23 protein-coding genes are annotated in these 20,799 nt (G+C 45.4%); 8 read left to right on the forward strand and 15 right to left on the reverse strand.

From position 1 onward, the window contains the following. Positions 1–47: 47 nt before the first annotated feature. The gene (locus PV783_RS24150; RefSeq protein ID WP_079473509.1) at positions 48–461 is read right to left on the reverse strand and encodes a BrxA/BrxB family bacilliredoxin; all 414 of its coding nucleotides are present in this window, start codon (positions 459–461) and stop codon (positions 48–50) included. Positions 462–703: 242 nt separating this feature from the next. Here PV783_RS24150 and PV783_RS24155 point away from each other — a divergent pair, with 242 nt between their 5' ends. Together PV783_RS24155 and PV783_RS24160 are read left to right on the forward strand one after the other, a co-directional pair. After that, a complete protein-coding gene (locus PV783_RS24155) occupies positions 704–1,156 on the forward strand; it encodes an Hsp20/alpha crystallin family protein (protein ID WP_079473508.1) in 453 nt (150 codons plus the stop codon). Positions 1,157–1,316: 160 nt separating this feature from the next. Next, positions 1,317–2,150, forward strand: a complete 834-nt coding sequence (locus PV783_RS24160) for a hypothetical protein (RefSeq protein WP_420989898.1) — start codon at positions 1,317–1,319, stop codon at positions 2,148–2,150. 378 nt (positions 2,151–2,528) lie between these two features. On the opposite strand, the gene PV783_RS24165 is transcribed toward PV783_RS24160, so the two are convergent. Together PV783_RS24165 and PV783_RS24170 are read right to left on the reverse strand one after the other, a co-directional pair. After that, on the reverse strand, positions 2,529–3,929 hold the full coding sequence (locus PV783_RS24165) for an arginine decarboxylase (RefSeq protein WP_370907932.1): 1,401 nt from the start codon (positions 3,927–3,929) through the stop codon (positions 2,529–2,531). Between the two features lie 262 nt (positions 3,930–4,191). Next, a complete protein-coding gene (locus PV783_RS24170) occupies positions 4,192–4,818 on the reverse strand; it encodes a WbqC family protein (protein WP_420989899.1) in 627 nt (208 codons plus the stop codon). A 416-nt stretch (positions 4,819–5,234) separates the two neighbouring features. On the opposite strand from PV783_RS24170, the gene PV783_RS24175 reads away from it, so the two are divergent. After that, positions 5,235–5,690, forward strand: a complete 456-nt coding sequence (locus PV783_RS24175) for an LEA type 2 family protein (protein WP_079473358.1) — start codon at positions 5,235–5,237, stop codon at positions 5,688–5,690. 15 nt (positions 5,691–5,705) lie between these two features. Here the strand turns inward: PV783_RS24175 and PV783_RS24180 are convergent, their stop codons facing one another. The 3 genes from PV783_RS24180 to pyrE all read right to left on the reverse strand — a co-directional run bounded on the left by PV783_RS24180 (position 5,706) and on the right by pyrE (position 7,439). After that, positions 5,706–6,125, reverse strand: coding sequence for a hypothetical protein (locus tag PV783_RS24180; protein ID WP_420989900.1), 420 nt, complete (start codon positions 6,123–6,125; stop codon positions 5,706–5,708). A 248-nt stretch (positions 6,126–6,373) separates the two neighbouring features. Beyond that, positions 6,374–6,751: a heavy-metal-associated domain-containing protein gene (locus PV783_RS24185; protein WP_111579037.1), complete on the reverse strand. Its 378-nt coding sequence runs from the start codon at positions 6,749–6,751 to the stop codon at positions 6,374–6,376. A gap of 52 nt (positions 6,752–6,803) precedes the next feature. Then, positions 6,804–7,439, reverse strand: coding sequence for an orotate phosphoribosyltransferase (gene pyrE / locus PV783_RS24190; RefSeq protein WP_079473355.1), 636 nt, complete (start codon positions 7,437–7,439; stop codon positions 6,804–6,806). Positions 7,440–7,574: 135 nt separating this feature from the next. Here pyrE and PV783_RS24195 point away from each other — a divergent pair, with 135 nt between their 5' ends. Further along, entirely contained in the window at positions 7,575–8,195 is a 621-nt protein-coding gene (locus tag PV783_RS24195) for an NUDIX hydrolase (protein ID WP_079473354.1), read from the forward strand. Positions 8,196–8,235: 40 nt separating this feature from the next. On the opposite strand, the gene PV783_RS24200 is transcribed toward PV783_RS24195, so the two are convergent. Genes PV783_RS24200 through PV783_RS24215 form a run of 4 tightly spaced genes read right to left on the reverse strand, consistent with a single transcriptional unit; the run spans position 8,236 to position 10,595 of the window. Then, positions 8,236–8,667, reverse strand: a complete 432-nt coding sequence (locus PV783_RS24200; protein WP_079473353.1) for a hotdog fold thioesterase — start codon at positions 8,665–8,667, stop codon at positions 8,236–8,238. A gap of 18 nt (positions 8,668–8,685) precedes the next feature. Beyond that, on the reverse strand, positions 8,686–9,162 hold the full coding sequence (gene coaD / locus PV783_RS24205; protein WP_079473352.1) for a pantetheine-phosphate adenylyltransferase: 477 nt from the start codon (positions 9,160–9,162) through the stop codon (positions 8,686–8,688). A gap of 15 nt (positions 9,163–9,177) precedes the next feature. Continuing rightward, the gene (locus tag PV783_RS24210; RefSeq protein ID WP_079473351.1) at positions 9,178–9,735 is read right to left on the reverse strand and encodes an RsmD family RNA methyltransferase; all 558 of its coding nucleotides are present in this window, start codon (positions 9,733–9,735) and stop codon (positions 9,178–9,180) included. Further along, entirely contained in the window at positions 9,726–10,595 is an 870-nt protein-coding gene (locus PV783_RS24215) for a DUF3822 family protein (RefSeq protein WP_159454491.1), read from the reverse strand. The genes PV783_RS24210 and PV783_RS24215 overlap by 10 nt, the downstream gene beginning before the upstream one ends. Positions 10,596–10,735: 140 nt before the next feature. Here PV783_RS24215 and PV783_RS24220 point away from each other — a divergent pair, with 140 nt between their 5' ends. Then, positions 10,736–12,067: an MATE family efflux transporter gene (locus tag PV783_RS24220; RefSeq protein ID WP_420989901.1), complete on the forward strand. Its 1,332-nt coding sequence runs from the start codon at positions 10,736–10,738 to the stop codon at positions 12,065–12,067. Positions 12,068–12,075: 8 nt separating this feature from the next. Here PV783_RS24220 and PV783_RS24225 read toward each other — a convergent pair whose 3' ends face one another. The 5 genes from PV783_RS24225 to PV783_RS24245 all read right to left on the reverse strand — a co-directional run bounded on the left by PV783_RS24225 (position 12,076) and on the right by PV783_RS24245 (position 16,186). Beyond that, complete coding sequence (locus PV783_RS24225) at positions 12,076–12,831, reverse strand: hypothetical protein (protein ID WP_420989902.1); 756 nt, start codon at positions 12,829–12,831, stop codon at positions 12,076–12,078. A gap of 89 nt (positions 12,832–12,920) precedes the next feature. Continuing rightward, entirely contained in the window at positions 12,921–13,271 is a 351-nt protein-coding gene (gene folB, locus PV783_RS24230; RefSeq protein ID WP_079473347.1) for a dihydroneopterin aldolase, read from the reverse strand. A gap of 78 nt (positions 13,272–13,349) precedes the next feature. Next, the gene (trxB, locus tag PV783_RS24235) at positions 13,350–14,300 is read right to left on the reverse strand and encodes a thioredoxin-disulfide reductase (protein WP_079473346.1); all 951 of its coding nucleotides are present in this window, start codon (positions 14,298–14,300) and stop codon (positions 13,350–13,352) included. 20 nt (positions 14,301–14,320) lie between these two features. Continuing rightward, positions 14,321–15,190: a DUF4249 domain-containing protein gene (locus tag PV783_RS24240; protein WP_420989903.1), complete on the reverse strand. Its 870-nt coding sequence runs from the start codon at positions 15,188–15,190 to the stop codon at positions 14,321–14,323. Between the two features lie 138 nt (positions 15,191–15,328). After that, the gene (locus PV783_RS24245; protein WP_012793808.1) at positions 15,329–16,186 is read right to left on the reverse strand and encodes a sigma-70 family RNA polymerase sigma factor; all 858 of its coding nucleotides are present in this window, start codon (positions 16,184–16,186) and stop codon (positions 15,329–15,331) included. A 328-nt stretch (positions 16,187–16,514) separates the two neighbouring features. Here PV783_RS24245 and PV783_RS24250 point away from each other — a divergent pair, with 328 nt between their 5' ends. The 3 genes from PV783_RS24250 to PV783_RS24260 all read left to right on the forward strand — a co-directional run bounded on the left by PV783_RS24250 (position 16,515) and on the right by PV783_RS24260 (position 20,795). Continuing rightward, the gene (locus PV783_RS24250; protein WP_079473344.1) at positions 16,515–17,531 is read left to right on the forward strand and encodes a threonine aldolase family protein; all 1,017 of its coding nucleotides are present in this window, start codon (positions 16,515–16,517) and stop codon (positions 17,529–17,531) included. A gap of 83 nt (positions 17,532–17,614) precedes the next feature. Then, positions 17,615–20,266, forward strand: coding sequence for a valine--tRNA ligase (locus PV783_RS24255; protein ID WP_420989904.1), 2,652 nt, complete (start codon positions 17,615–17,617; stop codon positions 20,264–20,266). 61 nt (positions 20,267–20,327) lie between these two features. After that, a complete protein-coding gene (locus PV783_RS24260; protein ID WP_079473343.1) occupies positions 20,328–20,795 on the forward strand; it encodes a hypothetical protein in 468 nt (155 codons plus the stop codon). Positions 20,796–20,799: the final 4 nt, after the last annotated feature.

Raw genomic sequence — 20,799 nt, forward strand, 5'->3', positions numbered from 1 at the left:
GATGCAATTTCGAATTTCTAAATTGGAATTTAGAAAATTTGAAATATTTAGCAATGCTGCTCAAAAGCGTCAGCCAGGTTCGCAGCAATCATTTGCGCAGAACGGCCTTCGATCATGTGGCGCTCAATAAAATGCACCAATTCACCATTTTTAAACAGTGCTATCGCCGGAGAAGAAGGAGGATAAGGCATCAGATGCGAACGGATCTGTCTTACTGCTTCACCATCAAAACCTGCAAAGCTGGTAGTCAGCCTGTCTGGTTTCTTTTCGCTGTGTGCTACCGCCAGCAATACACCCGGACGGGCAGTACCTGCAGAGCAACCACATACAGAGTTGATTACTACCAGGGTAGTTCCTTCTTTCTGCAATGTGTTATCAACGCTTTCAGGTGTCAGCAATTCTTCAAATCCGTTATCTGTTAATTCCGCCTTCATAGGCATTACTAGTTCCGCTGGATACATATAATAAGAGTTTTTTCTGTTTATATTTTTTACAAAGTTAGTTATATGTACCCAGAAAGTAAAAAAATGGATATAGATATAGACTTTTTGACACAAAACATACAATTAAAATGACACTATGTCATAATCTGTAACCTTTTTACTAACAAAATAGCAGTTTTTATGGCATGGTATCCCATTTGATCTGTACCAGCTATCAAACAATAAAAATTGATTTCACACTAAAAAAATTTATAGCAACTATGACACACATTAAATTTAACCACAGCCCGCTTCCCAAATCATTTGGTGGATTAGTAGAAGATATTCTCAATGGAGGATTGAATAAGTATGTAAAAGATGATTTTCTGACCAACGATTACTTTACCACCCATCCTCCGGTAAATATCGTGGAAACACCCGAAGCTTTCTTACTCGACGTAGTAGCTCCAGGTTTTTCTAAAGAAGATTTCAAGATCAGTGCAGATGATAAAGCAATTACCATCAGCGCAGAAAAGAAAGCAGAAACAAAGAATGAAGGTGACAAACAGGTACGCCGTGAGTTCAGCTTCAAATCTTTCAAACGCTCCTTCACTATCAGTGAACTGGTAGATGCAGGCAAGATCAACGCGAAATACGACAATGGAGTCCTGAAAGTAACCCTGGGTAAAAAGGAAAACAAACAGGATGCCCCTAAAGAAATAGTAGTGGAATAAGGGAAGCAGGGCTTCCTGTAAAAAGGAGGCCCGCTGTGTAACAGGAGGGTTTAAAAAAGGGATGCCTGTAAAGGCGTCCCTTTTTTTGTGTATAATTCACACGAACGTTGAATCTGCCGTTGTTTATTATGCGATAATTTGCCTCTCTAAGTACGCACTCATGGCAAAGCTCTTCCCGAAAAGCTGGTTACTCATAAAAAGCATTTACCTGAACACTGAAAAAGCAGTGATAGGCAGCCTGCTTCTTCATACAGAAAATACATACGAACAGGCGAAAATCAAACTGATCTTTGATTATGCCTTCTTCTATATTATGCTGCTCCTGAGCTTCCTCTTTGTAAATATGCTCAGCCAGAACACGGTGAATATGATCATCATTCCCATGATCATCCTCGATCTGGTCGTTTGCCTTTTACTGCTGAAGAAAGGCATAAATGCCAGAACGGTTGGCTTGTTTGCTTCCTTTTCCACCCTGATCCTTCCAATCCTTTCCTCCTTACTGAACAACCAGGACCTCGGCCCCAAATACGTACTAATATGGGTAATGAGCATCCTGGTCTGCTATATTACCGTGAACCTGTCCACCGCCCTCCTCTGGAGCCTGATCCTCTGCGCCTATCTCATAGCCGTTGCCTGGATCAAGATCAATAATGTGGTCATATTCGTTACGCCAGGTTATTCATCTGCTTTCCAATACCTGGCTAATCCGTTTACAGTAGGCATGTACCTGCTGTTCTTTATCAGGGCGCTGGGTCAATACTACCGTAACCTTATTTCTATGGAACAAATGAGAACTGCCGAAAAACAAAAACAACATCTATCATTGATCAATCAACACCTGACCAAGCAGTTTTTACTGGTAAAAGGATTTTCGGCCTCCGGGAAGACAGCTATTTTGAAAGGAGAAACCGAGTTGCTGGAAAGCTGTTTCATCGAAATTGAAAAACATTGCGGCTCCGCTATTGACTACCTCAATGATTCTCAGGCGAAATAGTACCTACACATCTGTGTTATAAAAGAATGCCGGCATATTGATACTATTCCTGCTATACTAATATGTAAATATTACCATTTGCCGGGTTTCCAGACATTATGATAATAAATTCATCATTCTTCATCAAATCGGGTTAAAAACAGATTAGAAAAAATTACAACTTTTAGGGCTTACTGATACCTGCCTATAACGCTATCTTTGTAAGATCAAATATTCATCTCCTATTTTCCTTATGCCGGATGAATATCATCTAACCTATGCCATGATAGGGCTTTCAGTAAAATGAAAGCCTTTTTTTATCAAACTGAGAGAAAAAATGAAAAAAATAAGCCCCCCGAATAATCGGGGGGCTTTCAGTAGGATTACTAACCCATTTTTTTAATAACCCAAAATCTTCAGCATGCTCTGGGCGGTTTGCTCTTTGGCATATAACCAATCTTTCAACTGCCCGTTCTTGTCGTATCCCACAATCACATGTTTGGGTGAAGGAATAAGACAGTGTTTGATGCCCCCGTAACCGCTCAGCTGGTCCTGGTAGGCCCCTGTATGGAAAAATCCGATGTACAGCGGCTCTCCGGATGCCTGTTGCTTTGGCAGGAATACAGCGTTAATATGTTCTTCAGATGTATAAAAATCGTAGCCGTCACAGGTAAGTCCACCGAGATGTACCTCCTGGTATTCCTGGTCCCATTTATTAATAGGCAACATCAGGAACTTCTCTCCAATACCCCACGTATCAGGTAAGGTAGTAATGAAAGAACTATCGATCATGTACCAGGACTCCCTGTCATTCTGCATTTTCTCACCTATCACACTATAGATCACCGCGCCGCTTTCACCTACGGTAAAGGAACCAAATTCTGTGTAAATATTCGGTACAGGTACCTTATTCTTTTTACACATACTCTTAATGTTGGCCACAATTTCGTTTACGATATAGTTGTAATCATAATCGAAACCCAAAGAGTGCTTGATCGGGAATCCGCCTCCGATATTGATGCTGTCCAGTTCGGGGCAGATCTTTTTCAGCTGGCAATAGAGATTTATTACGCGGTTAAACTGGCTCCAGTAATAAATATCATCCTTAATCCCTTTATTCATGAAGAAGTGCAGCATTTTCAGCTCAAACTTCTCATTACCCTTTATTTTATCTACATAATATTCAAGGATATCGCGCGGAGGAATACCCAGCCTGGAGGTATAAAAGTCGAAACTTGGCTCCTCTTCTGCAGCTACCCTCAATCCCAGTTTCACCTTATCCTTACTCCTGATATTCCGCTTATAATCTTCCAGCTCTTCCTTGTTATCCAGGATCGGCAGCACATTTTTAAATCCGCTGTTGATCAGTCGCGCTATTGCCCTGGTATAAGCTTTGGTTTTAAAACCATTACAAATAACATAGGTTTCCTTATTTATCTTCTTACGCTCATATAATTTATTGACGATATCAATATCATAAGCAAAAGAAGTTTCAATATGTACCCCATGCTTCAGGGTTTCCTCCATAATAAAGGAGAAATGCGAACTTTTGGTACAGTAGCAGTAAAAATACTCACCTTCGTACCTGTTCTTCTTAATGGCGTCATGGAACATTTTCTTCGCCTTGTTAATCTGCATCCCGATTTTAGGCAGGAAGGTCAGTTTAAAGGGTGTTCCATATTTGTCTATCAATGCCTTTATATCCAAACCATTAAATTCCAGGTAGTTATCTTTTACTTCAAAGCCCTCCTGGGGAAATTCAAAGGTCTGTTTTACCAGGTCTGTGTAGGTGTTGTTCATTTAGTACTGCAAATGAATTTTAGGAATTAGTAATAGAAAAAAATAACAGGATAACAATCCTTTTTTCCCCTCACTGGGAAACTCCTGGTTTACACACCTACGTCAGTTCGAACCCCAGCAAAATAGGTTGCAAATCTAAAGATTTTGTTGATTGCCACCTTAATTTTTTTCGGGAGGTATTCATGGAAAAAGCACAATTACCCGGGCAAATATACAAACAATTACAGGCCAACAAGTTAAATAATATTATCCGCTATTTTATTTAGCCCTTTTTCAGCACTTCCAGGGACTGTTTTCCCTCGCAGAAAAGCAGATCGAGGATACTGAGTCCTGGTATGAAACCGGTACGCTCCTGGAACACCTGTGTATAGCCGGGCTCGCCTGCCGTAACCGGTCCCGGCAGTATGCTTTCCCGGGCATCCGTTACACCGGACACATCCTTTTCATAACTTTCGGTATAGATAATTGGCACCTCAATGCCGAGCTTGCTGTTCATCCATTCGAAACATGCCAGGTTCCAATCCATTAAAAATTGAAAGGGGGTTTCAAACAAAGCCTGCAGATCTGCCTCGTAATATTCAAACCACGGAGACCGCCTGTAAGCAGACACCAGCGTTTTCCAATGCAAGCCCTGCCATTTCTCCTCATTACTGATCCTTACATCCTTCATCACCGTCCGCTGATTCTTTCCTCTTGCCAAAGGCACACTTAAAATCATCCGGCCGTTTGGTCCGGCAACGTAACAACGGTTCCTGTAACTGAGCTTTTGGTAGTGCTCATATTTCTCAATCTTTAATATATCGTGCTTTACTAAAGTCTTATATGAATCAATTGGTGGAAAATATTGAGATTCAATCAATAATACCTTCCCTTTTGCATTCTCTGTCATAATGTCAAAATTTTAGGCGCAGGTGTTGGAATTCCGTTAGTTTCACCTGACAATCACTTATACATAAATACTTAACAATTAACTTTAAGTAGATGATAAACAATTCATAGAATTATTAATCATATGCTAAATAAATTAGCATACTCCACTTTCAGCAAACAATCACCGAAATGCAAAAATACTAAAGAAATTAGTGGCTTTTTTGTTCAATTTTAGCGAACTCAGGAAGGATCACGAAGATAGCATATTTCTTTAAAACAAAGCTTTATTTATATGTGTTTTATGCATTAATTATTTAAGCGGTCTCCCCCGTTTTTAAAAATGGGTCCGTTAAAAGTTTCCCAATTCCCCCCCGATTTTTTGATAACTAAAAGCTTTGCAGTAGGTTTACAGAAATTAAAATACCTGGTCAACTGATGAAAGTGTTCCGATTATTAGCCGCTGTTTTTCTTATCTGGGGAGTAGCAAGCTCCTGCGAAAAAAACAAGGATATTCAGTTTGTGAGAGTAGCCGGTATCAGTATGGATGAGCTGGGCATGTCCAAAAGTATTGTACGGATGACCCTGGCATATTATAATCCGAACAACTATCGCCTCCAGTTAAAAGATGCCAATTTCGACCTGTTTTTTGATGACACCCAGGTAGGTCACTCCCTCCAGGATACCACCATTTCCATCCCGGCAAGGGATACTTTTTACTTCCCCGTGAAACTGGAAGTAAACATGGCCAACGTATTCAAAAATGCATTAAGCGCTTTCGCCAATAAAGAAGTAACCATCAAAGCCACGGGAAATTGTAAAGTAGGTAAGGCTGGTATTTTTCTTCCTTTCCCGATAAAATGCGAAACCAAACAAGCCCTGAATTTCTTTTAATCTGGTTGGCCCGGTTTATGAACCGCGTTTCAATAAGGCAATAATTTCCAGAATATGCCCACTTTCGTCCGTACTCCTGAGCGGGGACAGCCGTAAGCCTTTTCTCAATCCATTCAGATCCTCCAACAGGTTTCCCGTTAACAGATGATGTTGCGAAGCTATCCAATAAGCCAACGCCGTTTTAAGCGCCGACGCCTTTACCCGGAAAGTATGCGGACTGTAACGCCCCGGATGCACATGGATATAATTGGCCTTATCTCCCGCCAACCGCAATATCCACACAGAAGTATCGGATAAAACCACGGTGGCGTAACCATCACTTTTCGCCAGGAATGCCTCATATGCTTCTCTCGTATCTACCCCGGCCCGCTTTAACTGCGTCCTTATTTCATCAAAAATAGCCTCCATCGCCAGCGGACCCGCATACATATCCATCTGCGAGCCTCCCAGCGAAAGCAGGCGCGTATTTATTCCGGCAGGATCTGATTGGGAAAGCGTTTGCTGAAGTGCGGAAAGATGATGCTTCAGCGGATTAAACAGTATCGGAATAACGGAATGCTTTAGGGAGTGAGCTTTTCAGGTAAGGCGGGTACAGCCGGCACCTGCTTCCGGCTACGTCAGAAAACAGTTCAGCCTTTAGTAACCCGGCAAACCGCCGGACACCAAAGGCTGAAACAGGCTGATTAATGCTTTTTCTTCGGATCCATACCGCCACCATCTTCCGGCTTCTTGCAGCAGGTAGGTAATTTGGCGTAAGACTCCGGGTTGGCAGTTACATTATCCGCATCATACCCTGCATTGGCAATACCCGTTTTGATATTCTCAATGTTGGTACGGTCGGTATAGTACTTCACCGTGGTAATATGCTTCTTGAAATCCACTTTTACGGACTGTACGCCCTCTTCGTGCGACATATAACGCTCAATACGGTTTTTGCACGACTCACACTGCACAGTAGGCGTGCTGATCTTCGCTGTTTCCACAGCCTTCTGCTTTTGCTGCGCCATTGCCACGCCTACGCCGGCAAACAGGAACAACACTACTAATTTTAGGATACGCATAGTTGTAATATTAATACCCGAATATACAAAAAAAGTGATATACAATTTTCAGCTATCTGCCCCACTGATCCGGCGCGGTTCTCCATGCCTGCAGCGTAGCTATTTCATCGGCAGATACAATACCTTTTTCCTCTGCAAGCGCAATCATCGCGGAATAGTTACTCAGCGAATAAAATGGTACCCCGGCTGCTTCAAAAGCTTTTACTGCCACATCAAAACCATAGTTGAATATTGACACCATGCCGATCACTTCCCCGCCAGCTGCACGAATGGCCTGCACCGCTTCCAGGCTGCTTTTACCTGTAGAAATCAGGTCTTCAATTACCACCACAGGCTGACCGGGTTGCAATACCCCTTCAATCTGGTTACCCATACCATGCTCTTTCGGCTTAGACCTTACATAAATAAACGGCAGCTTCAGCTGATCCGCTATCAGCGCCCCGTGTGGAATACCTGCGGTAGCCACCCCTGCAATCACGGCTGCATCAGGGAAGGTTTCAAACACCAGGTTGCACAACTCTGATTTAATATAGTCGCGCACATAAGGGAAAGATAAGATCTTCCTGTTATCGCAATAGATCGGTGATTTCCAGCCGGAAGCCCATGTAAAAGGCTGTGCAGGGCTTAACTTCACGGCCTGCACCTGCAGTAACTTTTCTGCAACTTGTTTTTCGCTTACTTTATTCATACAACCGCCAAAAGTACTATCATTTTATTCAATTTACGAATTACAATAAACGAATTTACAGAGAGCGCCGGCAATACGTTTCCATCTCCCTAAATTCTCAATTCGTAATTCATAATTCATAATTACATTTGCGGCATGCAAGCAAATATTACGATCTATCTCAACGAGCGCCCACTCCTGCTGAGTGCCGATACCACTACCATCCCGGCCCACTTTAACGGCGCCAAAGTATACGATAACCCGGATACCAAAAAGATGGAAAATGTATTGCAGAAACTGGAAGATGGGAAAAAAAACGCGGCAGTGTTTATTGCACCGGATGTAAAACAACTTTTTAAGAAAGTATCGCTGCATTTTACTACCCTTGTAGCTGCCGGTGGACTGATTACCAATCCCGCCGGTGAAGTGCTCATGATGTTCCGCCGCGGCAAATGGGACCTGCCAAAAGGGAAACGGGATCCGGGAGAAGACCTCGAAACCTGCGCCTTACGGGAAGTAGCGGAAGAAACGGGCCTGCACAACGTTTCGCTGGAACACAAAATCACAGAAACGTTTCACTACTACCCCATGAAAAATAAGAAAGTATTAAAACATACCTACTGGTACCGGATGTTGTTCACCGGAACAGAACTAACAGTACCACAAATAGAAGAAGATATCCAGGACCTGCAATGGATTAAACCGGAAAACGTGGATAAATACCTGAAATATTCCTACGAAAATATCAGGGAAGTTTTCAGGGCTGCAGACATGTAACATTACTTAGTTCCGCTTCACAGCGGAACTAAGCATTCCTTTATCGTTTAGCCAGTATGGCTACGGTAAGCCGGCTTACACATACCAGCTTATGGTGATCGTCGGTAATGCGGATGTCCCACACATGACTGGTACTTCCGATATGCAATGGCCGCGCACACGCATGCACATAGCCTTCTTTCACACCTCTTATATGGTTAGCATTGATTTCCATCCCTACACAGATCTGCTTCTCCGGATCTATGATCAGTCCGGATGCCATACTGCCCACCGTTTCCGCCAGCGCCGCAGATGCGCCGCCATGCAGTAACCCATAGGGTTGTATAGTCCTGTGATCTACCGGCATCATCATTTTAAGATAGTCCGGACCAATTTCCGTAAACTCCATGCCCAAACAGGTAGCCATAGTAGAACCTCCCATTTCATTCAAATCGTCCAGTGAAATCTTAGTATTGTGCCAGATCGTTTTCATATTATCTGCTTTATAAAATTATTTCTTCGTGCGTTTGATGCCTTCCAGCACTGCTGCTGGCAGGAAAGGCGATACATCTCCCCCATATTTATAAATATCCCTTACCAGGGTTGATGCAATGCTGGAATACTGTGGAACAGTGGTTAAAAAGATGGTTTCAATGCCCGGCGCCACCGTACGGTTCACATCCGCAATGGCCTTTTCATATTCAAAATCGCTCACGTAACGGATCCCCCGCAAAATAAAACGGGCGTCTAACTGCTTGCAGAAATCAATGGTCAGTCCTGAGTAAGAAGCCACTTCTACCCGCGGATCATCTTTATAGATCTCCCTGATCCAGCTCATCCGCTCTTCCAGTGCAAACATAGGGGTTTTACTGCTGTTAACCCCAATGCCAATCACAAGGCGGTCAAACAGATCAAGCCCACGGTTAATTACATCCGTATGTCCCAGCGTAATTGGGTCAAATGTACCCGGGAATAAACAAGTCCTCATAAGGGTGCGATTGATTTATAAACGTTTTAATTCCTCCCGGTTAATAAATATGGAGAACACGGTTGCGCCATAGTTCCTTTCAGAGCGGTAGTAAGAATAATCCTGGAACTTCTTATGTTGCGTATGTTCCACCACCAGCCAGCCTTCCGGGTTCAGCAACTCTTTTTCAAATACCAGTACCGGTAGCTGATCCAGTGTTTCCATCATATATGGAGGATCGGCAAAAATGAAGTCAAATTTCTCCGTGCATTGCTGGAGGTATTTGAAAACATCCATTTTTACCGTTTTCAGGTTTTCAATGCCCAGCGACAAAGCAGTTTTACTGATAAAAGCAGCCATTGCCGGGTCTTTCTCCACAACAGTCATGTCGGTTGCGCCCCTGGAAGCCAGCTCGAAGCTGATACTGCCAGTGCCGCCAAAAATATCAAGTGTTTTTAAAGACGGAATATCCAGGTTGTTTTCAATGATATTAAACAACCCTCCTTTTGCAATATCTGTAGTAGGCCGGGTATGCGGCATTTTTGCAGGCGGTTGTATCTTTCGTCCCCCACTCGTTCCTCCGATTATACGCATAGCGCTAACGCATATAAGTTATGAAAATAATAGCCCGGTATTTCCTGCATTTTTGTAATGTAGCTGAAACCCGGGATTCGTTGTATCCATTCCAGGTGTGGTATAAATTTGTACATCTCCTGGTATACACCAGCGTCTGTAGCCACTACTCCTCCCAGCTTTACCTTCACCAGCTGCTCATTCAGCTCCAGCTGACGAAGCAGGTTTACCAGGGTATACACCACATCCAGCCCGGTCTGGTAATCGCCTTCCTGTTGAATCAGGAGCTTGCCACCGGCATAAATGGTCATTGTAAACCTGTGCTGGTCCACTTCTACAAAAGCCACTCCATCCTTTGCCTGGAAATCCAGGTCCATCGGGTAGGATTGCAGCAGGGCCGAATTGGCATGTATCACCAGGTCCGTGGAAAATTCCTTGCGTAAAAAACCAAGCAGGTCTTTATCCACGCTGTAAACATTCACCATCGGCAGGGACGGCAATAAATCCGACAGGATAGCTTCCTGTATTTTTTCCGGCGCCCCCAGGTGCAGAAAATCTTTCTTCAGAGCGGGTGTATAGTACGTATGCGGTACCAGCACACCTCCGCCGGTGTTAAAAGCCAGCAATATAGATTTAAAGGCAGTAAACAACAGTTTGTCGGTATCAAATACCTGTTCTATCATCTCCAGATCGGCCAGGGCCAGCTTCCGGGGGGTAAAATGATAGGACTTCAACGCCAGGAATTTCTTCGCAACCGGATCAAACACTACATAGCTGAATGTTCCGCTTCCTACCAGTACCAGTAAATTACAGGCAGTGAGATCAGTTTCCAGCAGGGTTTCATCGTCTACTGTAAATGCAGGATGGATGTTATAAGCCACGGGCATATTTAACCTTTCAAATGAATTACAATAATACTCTTTTTAGTTAATTGGTGAGGGCGTTTTGTTGTTTTATATAAGGTAGATGATCAGCAGATAGCTATATCTTTGTCCCTATACCCACAATCAGCTAAAGATTCATGCAACTGGAAGTCACCACCCGGCAAATTATCAAAATAGCAGGACCTATATGCCTGGCGCTCATCATTCCGCAGATCAATCACATTACCAACACTGCCTTCGTAGGGCGACTGGGTGAATTTGAACTGGCTGCCAACGGGATCGCCGGGATCTACTACCTGGTGATGTACATGATAGCCTACGGCCTGAACAACGGCATGCAGGTACTCATCGCCCGCAGGGCCGGCCAGCAGCAGTTCTCCGGCATCGGGCAGCTGTTTTCCAATGGCATACAGGTAGGGCTTTTTTTCTCCGGGCTCGCCATTTTACTTACCCTGCTGGCAGCGCCCTGGTTCTTTTCCAAAAGCCTGCACGATAACCACATCATTGCTGCAGCCGTTTCGTTTATCCGTATCCGTATATGGGGACTTCCTTTTCTCATGATGCTGAATATGGCCAATGCCTTTTATATCGGCAGCGGACATTCCAAAGTGCTGGCAGTTACCTCGCTCTTCCAGGAAATGATGAACATCTTCTTTGACTACACACTCATCTTTGGTAAACTGGGTTTCCCGGCTATGGGACTCAACGGCGCCGCCACGGCCTCCGTGATTGCCGAGGTCACCGGTTGCGGGGTTGCTTTCAGCATCCTGTTCCTGAAGCGTTATCACCTGCAATACAGCCTGTTCAGTTATCTGCGGCTCAACTGGAACATTGTCCGCAACATCCTCAATGTATCTGCACCACTGATTGTACAGTTCCTGTTCAGCATCGGCGGGTGGTTTGTATTCTTTATTTTCATTGAGCACCTGGGCGAACGGCCGCTCGCCGTATCCAATATGCTCCGCAGCATCTTTGGCTTCTTTGGTATTTTCACCTGGGCGCTGGCTGCCGCCTGTAATACAATGGTGAGCAATATCATCGGGCAGGGACGGCCCGAACAGGTTTTTCCCATCATCCGGAAAATTGTGGGGCTCAGCGCAGGATGCGCCATTGCCATGTGTGTGGTGGTTAACCTCTTCCCGTATACGTTATTGCACATCTACACCAACAGTGCCGATCTGATTACGATGGCCATCCCCTCTATCCGGGTCATAACGCTGAGCACCATCCTGATGGCGATAGCGGCGGTGGTAATGAGTGGCGTGGTTGGTACCGGCAATACGAGAATTAACCTGGTAACGGAAATTATCGCCGTTATTGGCTACCTGGTGTATTGCGATATTGTGATTGAAAGAATGCGCAGTGAGCTGCACTGGGCGTGGGGAGCAGATTTTATCTACTGGATCATTATTTTCGGAATAAGTTACTGGTACCTGCGCAGCGGCAGGTGGAAAGGGAAAGAAATATAGCTTCTCCTTTATTGCAGATCATCCAGCATTTTCTTACAATCCGCTTTGATGCTGGCGTCATCCTGGGTGATGTTGCGAAGCGTCAGCGCTTTCTTTAATACTTCTATAGCCTTTTCCTGCTGATCGTCTGCTTTGTATGCACGGGCCAGTTCGTAGTAGTTGAGGATAAAAGCGGGATCCAGCTGCCGGCATTTTTCATAGTTGCTGATAGCATTGGCCAGCGAACCATCCGGTAAACCGCCAAAGAGCATTTTTGCCGCGCCTCTTTCAAAGGCATTCAGGTTGGCCACTTCGTAGTTCCATTTACCTAAAACATGATAGCCCTGCGCCAGGGAGGGGTTGAACTTGATAGACAGTTCTGCATATTTCTTCACTTCTTTGGAAGCGGCTACTTTATCTTTTGCACCGGAAATCAGCGCCATGCGGCCCATTGCAATAGCCATCGACAAATTGGATTCCGGGCTGTTCGGATTTACTTTAAGCGCTTGCTCCGCATAGCTTTTAGCGAGATTGAAATAACTGATCTTATCGTCTTTGCTTTTCTGCCGGTTGCCGATGCGGGAACATAATTGACTGGCCTGGTTCAATGCGTCCAGTTCGGAAGGTTGTATTTTGAGGATTTCCTTATCTTTTTCAAATGCTTCGCTTTCTTTCATCTGTTTCTCCAGCTGCCTGGCTTCTGCTACCATTTCACTGGCACTCTGGGCCTGTACATACAGTACCGCTGATAATAAAAAGCAAACTGCCATGATCCGTTTCAACATAGGACAGGTTTTTACAGCGTAAGAATTTGTTGATTAACTTATAGCTATAAATTTACGGAAACATCATACATATCCCAAAAAATAGTGCCTTAGTAGTCCTTCTCCAAAGAAACAAGTGAGTTGCGGACAGTAGCGCCCATAGGCGGATTCATTTTGCGGAGGGTCACAGTACTGTGCTGGATACCGGGATACCGTTGCTTGAGTGCATCGGTTAATTCATACACCACTTCTTCCAGTAAAGGGCGCGGAACGGCCATCACAGCCTTTGCTATTTCATAGATGCCCTGGTAGTTAACCGTTTCAGACAAATCATCTACGGGCACGGTACCGGGTATACGAACTGCCACATCCAGTACAAAGTGATTACCGATGATGGTTTCTTCCGGGTATAAGCCGTGGTAAGCGTAGAAGGTAGCCTGTTCGAGGGCGATAGTAAGCATAAAAGGAAATTACGGATAACAAATAACGGATTTACAGGAATGATTTCCCTGTAAATCCATTACTCATTACCTTGTTTATTATTGGTGGTGTTCTTTTGCTGATAAGTATCTTTCTGCATCCAGTGCGGCCATACATCCGCTGCCGGCGGCAGTTACCGCCTGACGGTAAATTTTATCCTGTACGTCGCCACAGGCAAACACTCCTTCCACGCTGGTACGGCTGGTGCCTGGTTCTGTAACAATATATTCCTGGTCGTCCAGTGTCAGGTAGTCTTTAAAGATACCGGAGTTCGGCTGGTGACCAATAGCTACGAAGAACGCGCTTACCGGTATTTCTTTCTTTTCGCCTGTTTTGTTATTGAGGATACGCAGTGCTTCTACTTTTTTATCTCCCAGTACTTCATCTGTTTCAGAATTCCAGTATACAATGATATTGGAAGTTTTCAGCACACGGTCCTGCATTACTTTAGAAGCACGCATTTCATGGCGGCGCACCAGCATATGCACGGTGCTGCACATTTTAGAGAGATAAAGCGCTTCTTCAGCAGCGGTATCACCGGCGCCTACGATAGCCACTTCTTTACCACGGAAGAAGAATCCGTCGCAAACAGCGCAGGCACTTACGCCGCTACCGTTCAAACGTTGCTCGGAAGGAAGTCCCAGCCATTTGGCAGAGGCGCCGGTAGCGATAATGATCGCATCGGCAGTAATTTCCTTCTCTTCGTCGATAGTTACTTTATAAGGTTGTTTACTGAAATCCACGGAAGTAGCCATACCATAACGGATGTCGGCACCCATGCGGGCAGCCTGTTTTTCAAAATCCACCATCATTTCCGGACCCTGAATGCCTTCCGGGTAACCGGGATAGTTTTCAACTTCAGTGGTGATGGTTAATTGTCCGCCGGGCTGAATGCCCTGGTATAATACTGGTTTAAGATTGGCTCTTGCAGCATAAATAGCAGCGGTATAACCGGCGGGGCCGGAACCGATGATCAATAAATGCACATGCTCTTGTTGCTTGTTTTCCATTTTGTTTGCTGTATGTATAATTACCTGCTAATAATAATTGTTTTATAGGTTACTGTATAGCCGCCCCAGTAGCCTAATGCGCCGGGTACATTCCCGAGTATTTTTGTGGGCGATGAAAATGGATTGCCATTGCTGTTGTAGGCAAAATCCAGTGTTCGCCAGAAATCCCAGGTTGCTTTGTCAATATTACAAAACTTCAGGGTAACGGTATCCCCTGGTTCAAAGAACTCATCGGGCCTGTCATCCGGGTTCAGATTTTTATTCACGCCGGCGTCCACAGGAATTTCAAATGTTGTGCCGTTCACCAGCTGGTCATCTACCACAGAATTCAGTCCGGGGAAGTATGGCTCACTGTTGCGCTTTGTAAAATACCTTCCATAGTTGCCAAATGCGGGAGCATCCGTGATCTTCACCCATAAGCGGGCTTTCGTGGAGTCATCAACTGTTACTAATGTCCACCAGATGGAGTCCAGTTGCATTCCGCGCGGCGGTATAGTTGTCACAGATTCATATGCCTTATTGTCAGCGTTGATGTGTAACGTATAGGTACCCGGCACTTTTCCGGTGAAGTTGTTCGCCGGCTGGGTGAGGTCTGGCAGATATACAAAGAACTTCATGTTGCCGGTATCTATCACCCGTTCCTTTAGTGTCATGGTTTTGCTGCCATCAGAAACGGTGACGGTGGCGTTGTGAACGAAGGCATTCGTTAATACTGCCGGATCTATCTGTGAAAAATAGTTAAGGCTGTGTGTGAGAATTACCAGCGGATAGGACCCATTTTCAAATCTGCCTTCCACTACCAGTTGTGGTTCCTGTTGTGGCAGGTTAACACTTACATCTTTCTCGCAGGCGGCAAAGAGCAGTGTAACCAGGATTAAGAAAAGCGGCATACGCATGAGTGCAAAAATAAGGGGTGTTTACTAAATAAGAACACCGGCCATGTATTTACAAGGCCGGTGTTCTTATAGAATAAAGAGGATTAGTAGATTTATCCTTTCGTTAATGTTAACTCAATGAATAAAGGTATTTTATCCCAGGTATGATTTCAGGGCGCCACTATAGCGGGCTTTCTGCAGCCTTTTGATAGCACGTTCTTTAATCTGCCTGATTCTTTCTTTAGTCAGATCGTATTTCTGACCGATTTGTTCGATTGTTGCGCCATTTTCACCATCCAGACCAAAATAAGCATTCACAATTTCAGCTTCGCGTGGGCTCAGGGATTTTAATACCCGGCGTATTTCCTCGCGGAGTGAATCTCTCATCACGTCATCATCAGTAATATCTCCACCTTCCAGCAGGTCGCCCATTGCTACGTCTTCTGCCTCGTGCACAGGTGCATCCAATGACATGTGGCGGGTGTTGCTCTGGAAGATATTGTTAATTTCTGATTCAGACATCTCCAGGATTTCTGCGAGTTCCTCGGTAGAAGGTTCACGCTCGTTTTCCTGTTCAAATGCCATGTAAGCTTTGTTAGCTTTATTATAGGTGCCAATTTTGTTTTGCGGAAGACGAACAAGACGACCCTGTTCAGCCAGCGCCTGCAGAATGGATTGGCGAATCCACCATACTGCATAAGAGATAAATTTGAAACCTTTGGTTTCGTCGAAACGTTGTGCCGCCTTGATCAAGCCGAGATTACCTTCATTAATCAAATCACTCAGGCTAAGGCCCTGGTGCTGATACTGCTTCGCAACAGAAACAACGAAACGTAAGTTTCCTGTAGTCAATCTTTCAAGAGCCTTTTGATCGCCCATTTTAATGCGTTGCGCCAAAACGGTCTCTTCCTCAGGTGTTAACAAAGGGATCTTCGAGATTTCCTGCAGGTACTTTTCTACCGCCTGCGAATCACGATTGGTGATCTGGGTGGCAATTTTAAGTTGCCTCATATGAAAAATTGTATTGGTTTATAAATAAATAACAGCGAAAGAAATTTTTTGTTCGGAACTTTTAAAATTATTAACTTACAAAGTTTCCCGCGCTTTATTGTTTTGTTTCAAAATAAGTCTGCAAAGATCGTGCTAACCAACCACTCTACCAAATCCTTCTTATATTTGCCAGCCATATAACAAAGTACAGTTTTATAACGGAATTTTATAGTGCTTTAGTCCCTGTACAGCGTTGGTTTATACAAATTTTAACAATTGATAAAGAATCATATTTAAATTAACATCTTAACTAATTTAATTGTTAAGCCGTTGCAAATTTTTCAATAAAATGATTGACTTTAGAAGCGACACTTTTACACGTCCCGGCCCTGGCATGTTACAGGCTATGCTGCAGGCAGAAACCGGTGATGACGTTTTCGGTGAAGATCCCAGCATCAACAAACTGGAAGCCATGATGGCAGAATACTTTGGCAAACCGGCAGCCTTGTACTGCCCTTCCGGCACAATGAGTAACCAGATCGCCATTAAAGTACATACGTTGCCGGGGGATGAAGTGGTTTGCAGTAATCTGGCTCACGTATATATTTATGAAGGAGGCGGCATCGCCTTCAACTCCGGCGCCCAGGTACACGCCCTCATCGGCGACCGGGGCATGATCCGCGCTACCCAGGTGGAAGCGGCCATCAATCCCGACGATGTGCATAAAGCCCGCACCAGCCTCGTTTGCCTCGAAAATACCTCCAACCGCGGCGGCGGATGCTGCTACGACTGGGAAGAAATGGTGAAAATAGGCGACGTCTGCAAACAACACGGCCTCGCACTGCACCTCGATGGCGCCCGCCTGTTCAATGCACTCGTAGCCACCGGCCAGGACCCCAAAACATACGGACAACTGTTCGACAGCATCTCCGTTTGCCTTAATAAAGGAATGGGATGCCCGATGGGCTCCGTACTGCTCGGCAGCGAAACATTTATCAAAGCCGCCAGGCGTATCCGTAAAAAACTCGGCGGTGGCCTCCGGCAAGCCGGCTTCATGGCCGCTACCGGCATCTATGCGATGGAAAACAATATCGCCCGGCTGGCAGAAGATCACCTCCACGCCAAACAACTGGCACAGGCCCTGCTGGAAAAATCCTTCACCGGCCACATGCTCCCCGTGGAAACCAATATCCTCATCTTTGAAGTAACGGGCGACTGGACGCCGCAGCTCTTCGCAGATTACCTCAAAAAACAGGGAATCCTCGTAATGCCCATTTCTCCAACACAGGTCAGAATAGTCACCCACCTCGATGTTACACCGGAAATGATTGCACAAACCTGCGAAATCATCGCAGAGATGGCATAAGCTGAAGGGCAACTATTCCTGCCCTTTAAATTTCCATCTCTCCTTAATCTCCGTTATTTTTGCAACCTTATATTATGAATAGCATGGAACTTTCGAAAAATTACCTGCCTGCAACGGTTGAAGAAAAATGGTACCAACAATGGATGGATAAAGGCTACTTCCGCTCTAAACCGGACGGACGCCAACCCTTTACTGTCGTCATCCCTCCTCCAAACGTCACCGGGGTCCTCCACCTTGGCCATACCCTCAATGAAACCGTACAGGATATCCTGGTACGCCGGGCTCGTATGAGCGGCTTCAACGCCTGCTGGGTTCCAGGCTCCGACCACGCCTCCATTGCCACAGAAGCAAAAGTGGTAAATATGCTCAAACAGGAGAAAGGCATCGAAAAATCCCAGCTCACCCGCGAAGAATTTCTCAAATATGCCTTTGAATGGAAAGATAAATATGGAGATATCATCTATCACCAGATAAAAAAACTCGGCTGCAGCTGCGATTGGGACCGCGTTACTTTTACAATGGACGATCACTACTATAAAGCAGTGATCACCGTTTTCATAGACCTTTATAAGAAAGGTGTAATCTATCGCGGCGCCCGCATGATCAACTGGGACCCCAAAGCCAAAACAGCTTTGAGCGACGAGGAAGTAGAATATAAAGACCTCCAGGGTAAGCTCTATCATGTGAAATACGCCATCACGGATGCCAACGGCACTCCAACCGGCGAATATATCACCATCGCCACACAGCGTCCGGAAACCATCATGGGCGACACCGCCATCTGCGTAAACCCGGAAGATGAAAGATACGCCCACCTGAAAGGTCACTTTGCTACCGTACCGCTGGTAAACCGCCGCGTTCCGGTAATATTTGATACCTACGTAGATAAAGAATTCGGTACCGGCGCCCTGAAAGTAACGCCTGCACACGATATCAACGACTATAACCTGGGCCTGAAACATAACCTGGAAATTGTGGATACCCTCAACGATGATGGCACACTCAGTGCCGCCGCTGTTGTTTTCGTAGGGGAAGACCGCTTCGTTGCCCGCAAAAAAGTAGTAGCCGCCCTCGCGGAAGAAGGACTGCTCGTAAAAGAACAGGAATATACCACCCGCCTCGGTTACAGTCAGCGTAACCCCGACACGGTAGTGGAACCACGCATCTCCACCCAGTGGTTTGTAAAAATGGCAGAAATGGCCAAACCCGCCCTGGACGCAGTAGTGAACGGTGATGTAAAAATCCATCCCGGCGACCGCTTCCTGGCTACCTACAAATACTGGATGGAAAATGTAAAGGACTGGTGCATCTCACGCCAACTCTGGTGGGGACAACAAATTCCTGCCTGGTACGCGCCGGACGGCTCCTTTGAAGTTGCCGCCACCGCCGCTGAAGCAGTACAGCAGTTTGCCGCCCGCAGCATCACCATCACCGCAGCCGAACTCACACAGGACCAGGATTGCCTGGATACCTGGTTCAGCTCCTGGCTCTGGCCAATGGAAGTGTTCAACGGCATCTCCCAACCCAATAATGAAGATATCAACTACTATTACCCTACTTCGGTGCTGGTAACCGGACAGGATATCATCTTCTTCTGGGTGGCCCGTATGATCATGGCCGGACTGGAATTCAAAGAAGTGAAACCCTTCAGCGACGTATATTTCACCGGAATGGTACGCGACAAGCAAGGCCGTAAAATGAGTAAGCAACTCGGCAACTCCCCCGATCTGCTGGAACTTATCCACGCCTATGGCGCCGATGCGGTACGCTTTGGTATCATGATCTCTTCACCGGCAGGTAACGATCTCCTGTACGATGACTCCAGCTGTGAACAGGGCCGTAACTTCTGTAACAAAATATGGAATGCCCTCAAACTGGTGAAAATGTGGGAACAACGCCAGGAAGATGACAGCGCTACCAACGCCGCAGCTGATAACTTCGCCGTGAAATGGTTTGAAAGCAGGTTGAATGAAGTACAGCTCGAAGTGGCTTCCCTGCATAAAGACTTCCGCCTCAGCGAAGGGCTCAAAGCCATCTACAGCCTGGTATGGGACGATTTCTGCAGCTGGCACCTCGAATGGGCAAAACCAGGTTTTGAACAACCCATCCCTGCTTCCATCTACCGCAAAACCGTTTACTTCTTCGAACAACTGATGCAGCTGCTGCATCCGTATATGCCTTTTATTACAGAAGAAATATACCAGCAACTCACCACACGCGCAGAAGACGATTCCCTGATGATGAAACAGTTTACCACACCGCAGGCGCCGGTACACGCCACCCTGCTGGAAGGTTTGCTGGCAAAAGAAGTAATCAGCAGCATCCGCGATGCACGTAACAAACACCAGATAAAACCAAAAGATCCGATCGTACTGCATATAGAAACCAAACACGATAATGCATTCAAACAAATTGAAGGCATGCTCGCCAAACAGGTGAATGCAAAAGCAATTCACTATGTACAGGAACCCGTGCCCGGTTGCATTACCCTCGTGATCCAGAAAGATAAATTCTACCTGGGTACAGAAACCGCGCTGGACACCACCGCGCAAAAAGCAGCACTCACAAAAGACCTCGAATACCTGAAAGGATTCCTGGTGTCTGTAGAAAAGAAACTCAGTAATGAGCGCTTCGTACAAAACGCAAAAGCAGAAGCCGTAGACGCAGAACGTCAGAAAAAAGCAGATGCCGAAGCAAAGATTGCTGTCATCGAGGAAAGTTTAAAGTCCTTATAATTTTTAGGATCGCCCGGTCGTTACTATACCGGGCGATTTTTTTTTACATCCCGGTACTATCATGCAAAAACATCTGTTACTTAGTTTCTTATTAGCCACTGCTGTTACACCGGTGATTGCGCAATCCGCAAAAAAGCCGGCTACTGCCGTAACCAGCAAAAGACCCATGAAACTCCGCAGCAGCTGGGGCATCTACCTGAGCGATACGCTACCAAAAAGTGAAGTCATCAAATTACTGGACTCCGCATTGATCGTGCGGGACGAAAAGAATATTAAATACCCGGTGCTCTCTTTTGCTTTTACTTATGAAAGACATGAGCCCTATCTCAACGATACCACCGGGCAACCCGCTATATACAAAGATTTTACAGGAGATAATTTCAAAGCAGCTGCCCTCCCCGCTGCCTGGAGCAAAAACCTGAAGGAAACCCTGCAAACCGGCGATGTATTGTACTTCGACGAAATCATCATCAAATATGCAGAAGAGAAATTCTACAAAGCCCCTGCCCTTCAGATCAACGTTAAGTAATCTA

The sequence above is a fragment of the Chitinophaga sp. CC14 genome (assembly GCF_048957795.1).
Lineage (GTDB): Bacteria > Bacteroidota > Bacteroidia > Chitinophagales > Chitinophagaceae > Chitinophaga > Chitinophaga ginsengisegetis.

What these genes read in the sequence shown, in the direction of transcription:
- PV783_RS24150 (WP_079473509.1), bottom strand. Translation starts at nt 461, where the DNA reads ATGTATCCAGCGGAACTAGTAATGCCTATGAAGGCGGAATTAACAGAT.
- PV783_RS24155 (WP_079473508.1), top strand. Translation starts at nt 704, where the DNA reads ATGACACACATTAAATTTAACCACAGCCCGCTTCCCAAATCATTTGGT.
- PV783_RS24160 (WP_420989898.1), top strand. Translation starts at nt 1,317, where the DNA reads ATGGCAAAGCTCTTCCCGAAAAGCTGGTTACTCATAAAAAGCATTTAC.
- PV783_RS24165 (WP_370907932.1), bottom strand. Translation starts at nt 3,929, where the DNA reads ATGAACAACACCTACACAGACCTGGTAAAACAGACCTTTGAATTTCCC.
- PV783_RS24170 (WP_420989899.1), bottom strand. Translation starts at nt 4,818, where the DNA reads ATGACAGAGAATGCAAAAGGGAAGGTATTATTGATTGAATCTCAATAT.
- PV783_RS24175 (WP_079473358.1), top strand. Translation starts at nt 5,235, where the DNA reads ATGAAAGTGTTCCGATTATTAGCCGCTGTTTTTCTTATCTGGGGAGTA.
- PV783_RS24180 (WP_420989900.1), bottom strand. Translation starts at nt 6,125, where the DNA reads ATGGATATGTATGCGGGTCCGCTGGCGATGGAGGCTATTTTTGATGAA.
- PV783_RS24185 (WP_111579037.1), bottom strand. Translation starts at nt 6,751, where the DNA reads ATGCGTATCCTAAAATTAGTAGTGTTGTTCCTGTTTGCCGGCGTAGGC.
- pyrE (WP_079473355.1), bottom strand. Translation starts at nt 7,439, where the DNA reads ATGAATAAAGTAAGCGAAAAACAAGTTGCAGAAAAGTTACTGCAGGTG.
- PV783_RS24195 (WP_079473354.1), top strand. Translation starts at nt 7,575, where the DNA reads ATGCAAGCAAATATTACGATCTATCTCAACGAGCGCCCACTCCTGCTG.
- PV783_RS24200 (WP_079473353.1), bottom strand. Translation starts at nt 8,667, where the DNA reads ATGAAAACGATCTGGCACAATACTAAGATTTCACTGGACGATTTGAAT.
- coaD (WP_079473352.1), bottom strand. Translation starts at nt 9,162, where the DNA reads ATGAGGACTTGTTTATTCCCGGGTACATTTGACCCAATTACGCTGGGA.
- PV783_RS24210 (WP_079473351.1), bottom strand. Translation starts at nt 9,735, where the DNA reads ATGCGTATAATCGGAGGAACGAGTGGGGGACGAAAGATACAACCGCCT.
- PV783_RS24220 (WP_420989901.1), top strand. Translation starts at nt 10,736, where the DNA reads ATGCAACTGGAAGTCACCACCCGGCAAATTATCAAAATAGCAGGACCT.
- PV783_RS24225 (WP_420989902.1), bottom strand. Translation starts at nt 12,831, where the DNA reads ATGTTGAAACGGATCATGGCAGTTTGCTTTTTATTATCAGCGGTACTG.
- folB (WP_079473347.1), bottom strand. Translation starts at nt 13,271, where the DNA reads ATGCTTACTATCGCCCTCGAACAGGCTACCTTCTACGCTTACCACGGC.
- trxB (WP_079473346.1), bottom strand. Translation starts at nt 14,300, where the DNA reads ATGGAAAACAAGCAACAAGAGCATGTGCATTTATTGATCATCGGTTCC.
- PV783_RS24240 (WP_420989903.1), bottom strand. Translation starts at nt 15,190, where the DNA reads ATGCCGCTTTTCTTAATCCTGGTTACACTGCTCTTTGCCGCCTGCGAG.
- PV783_RS24245 (WP_012793808.1), bottom strand. Translation starts at nt 16,186, where the DNA reads ATGAGGCAACTTAAAATTGCCACCCAGATCACCAATCGTGATTCGCAG.
- PV783_RS24250 (WP_079473344.1), top strand. Translation starts at nt 16,515, where the DNA reads ATGATTGACTTTAGAAGCGACACTTTTACACGTCCCGGCCCTGGCATG.
- PV783_RS24255 (WP_420989904.1), top strand. Translation starts at nt 17,615, where the DNA reads ATGGAACTTTCGAAAAATTACCTGCCTGCAACGGTTGAAGAAAAATGG.
- PV783_RS24260 (WP_079473343.1), top strand. Translation starts at nt 20,328, where the DNA reads ATGCAAAAACATCTGTTACTTAGTTTCTTATTAGCCACTGCTGTTACA.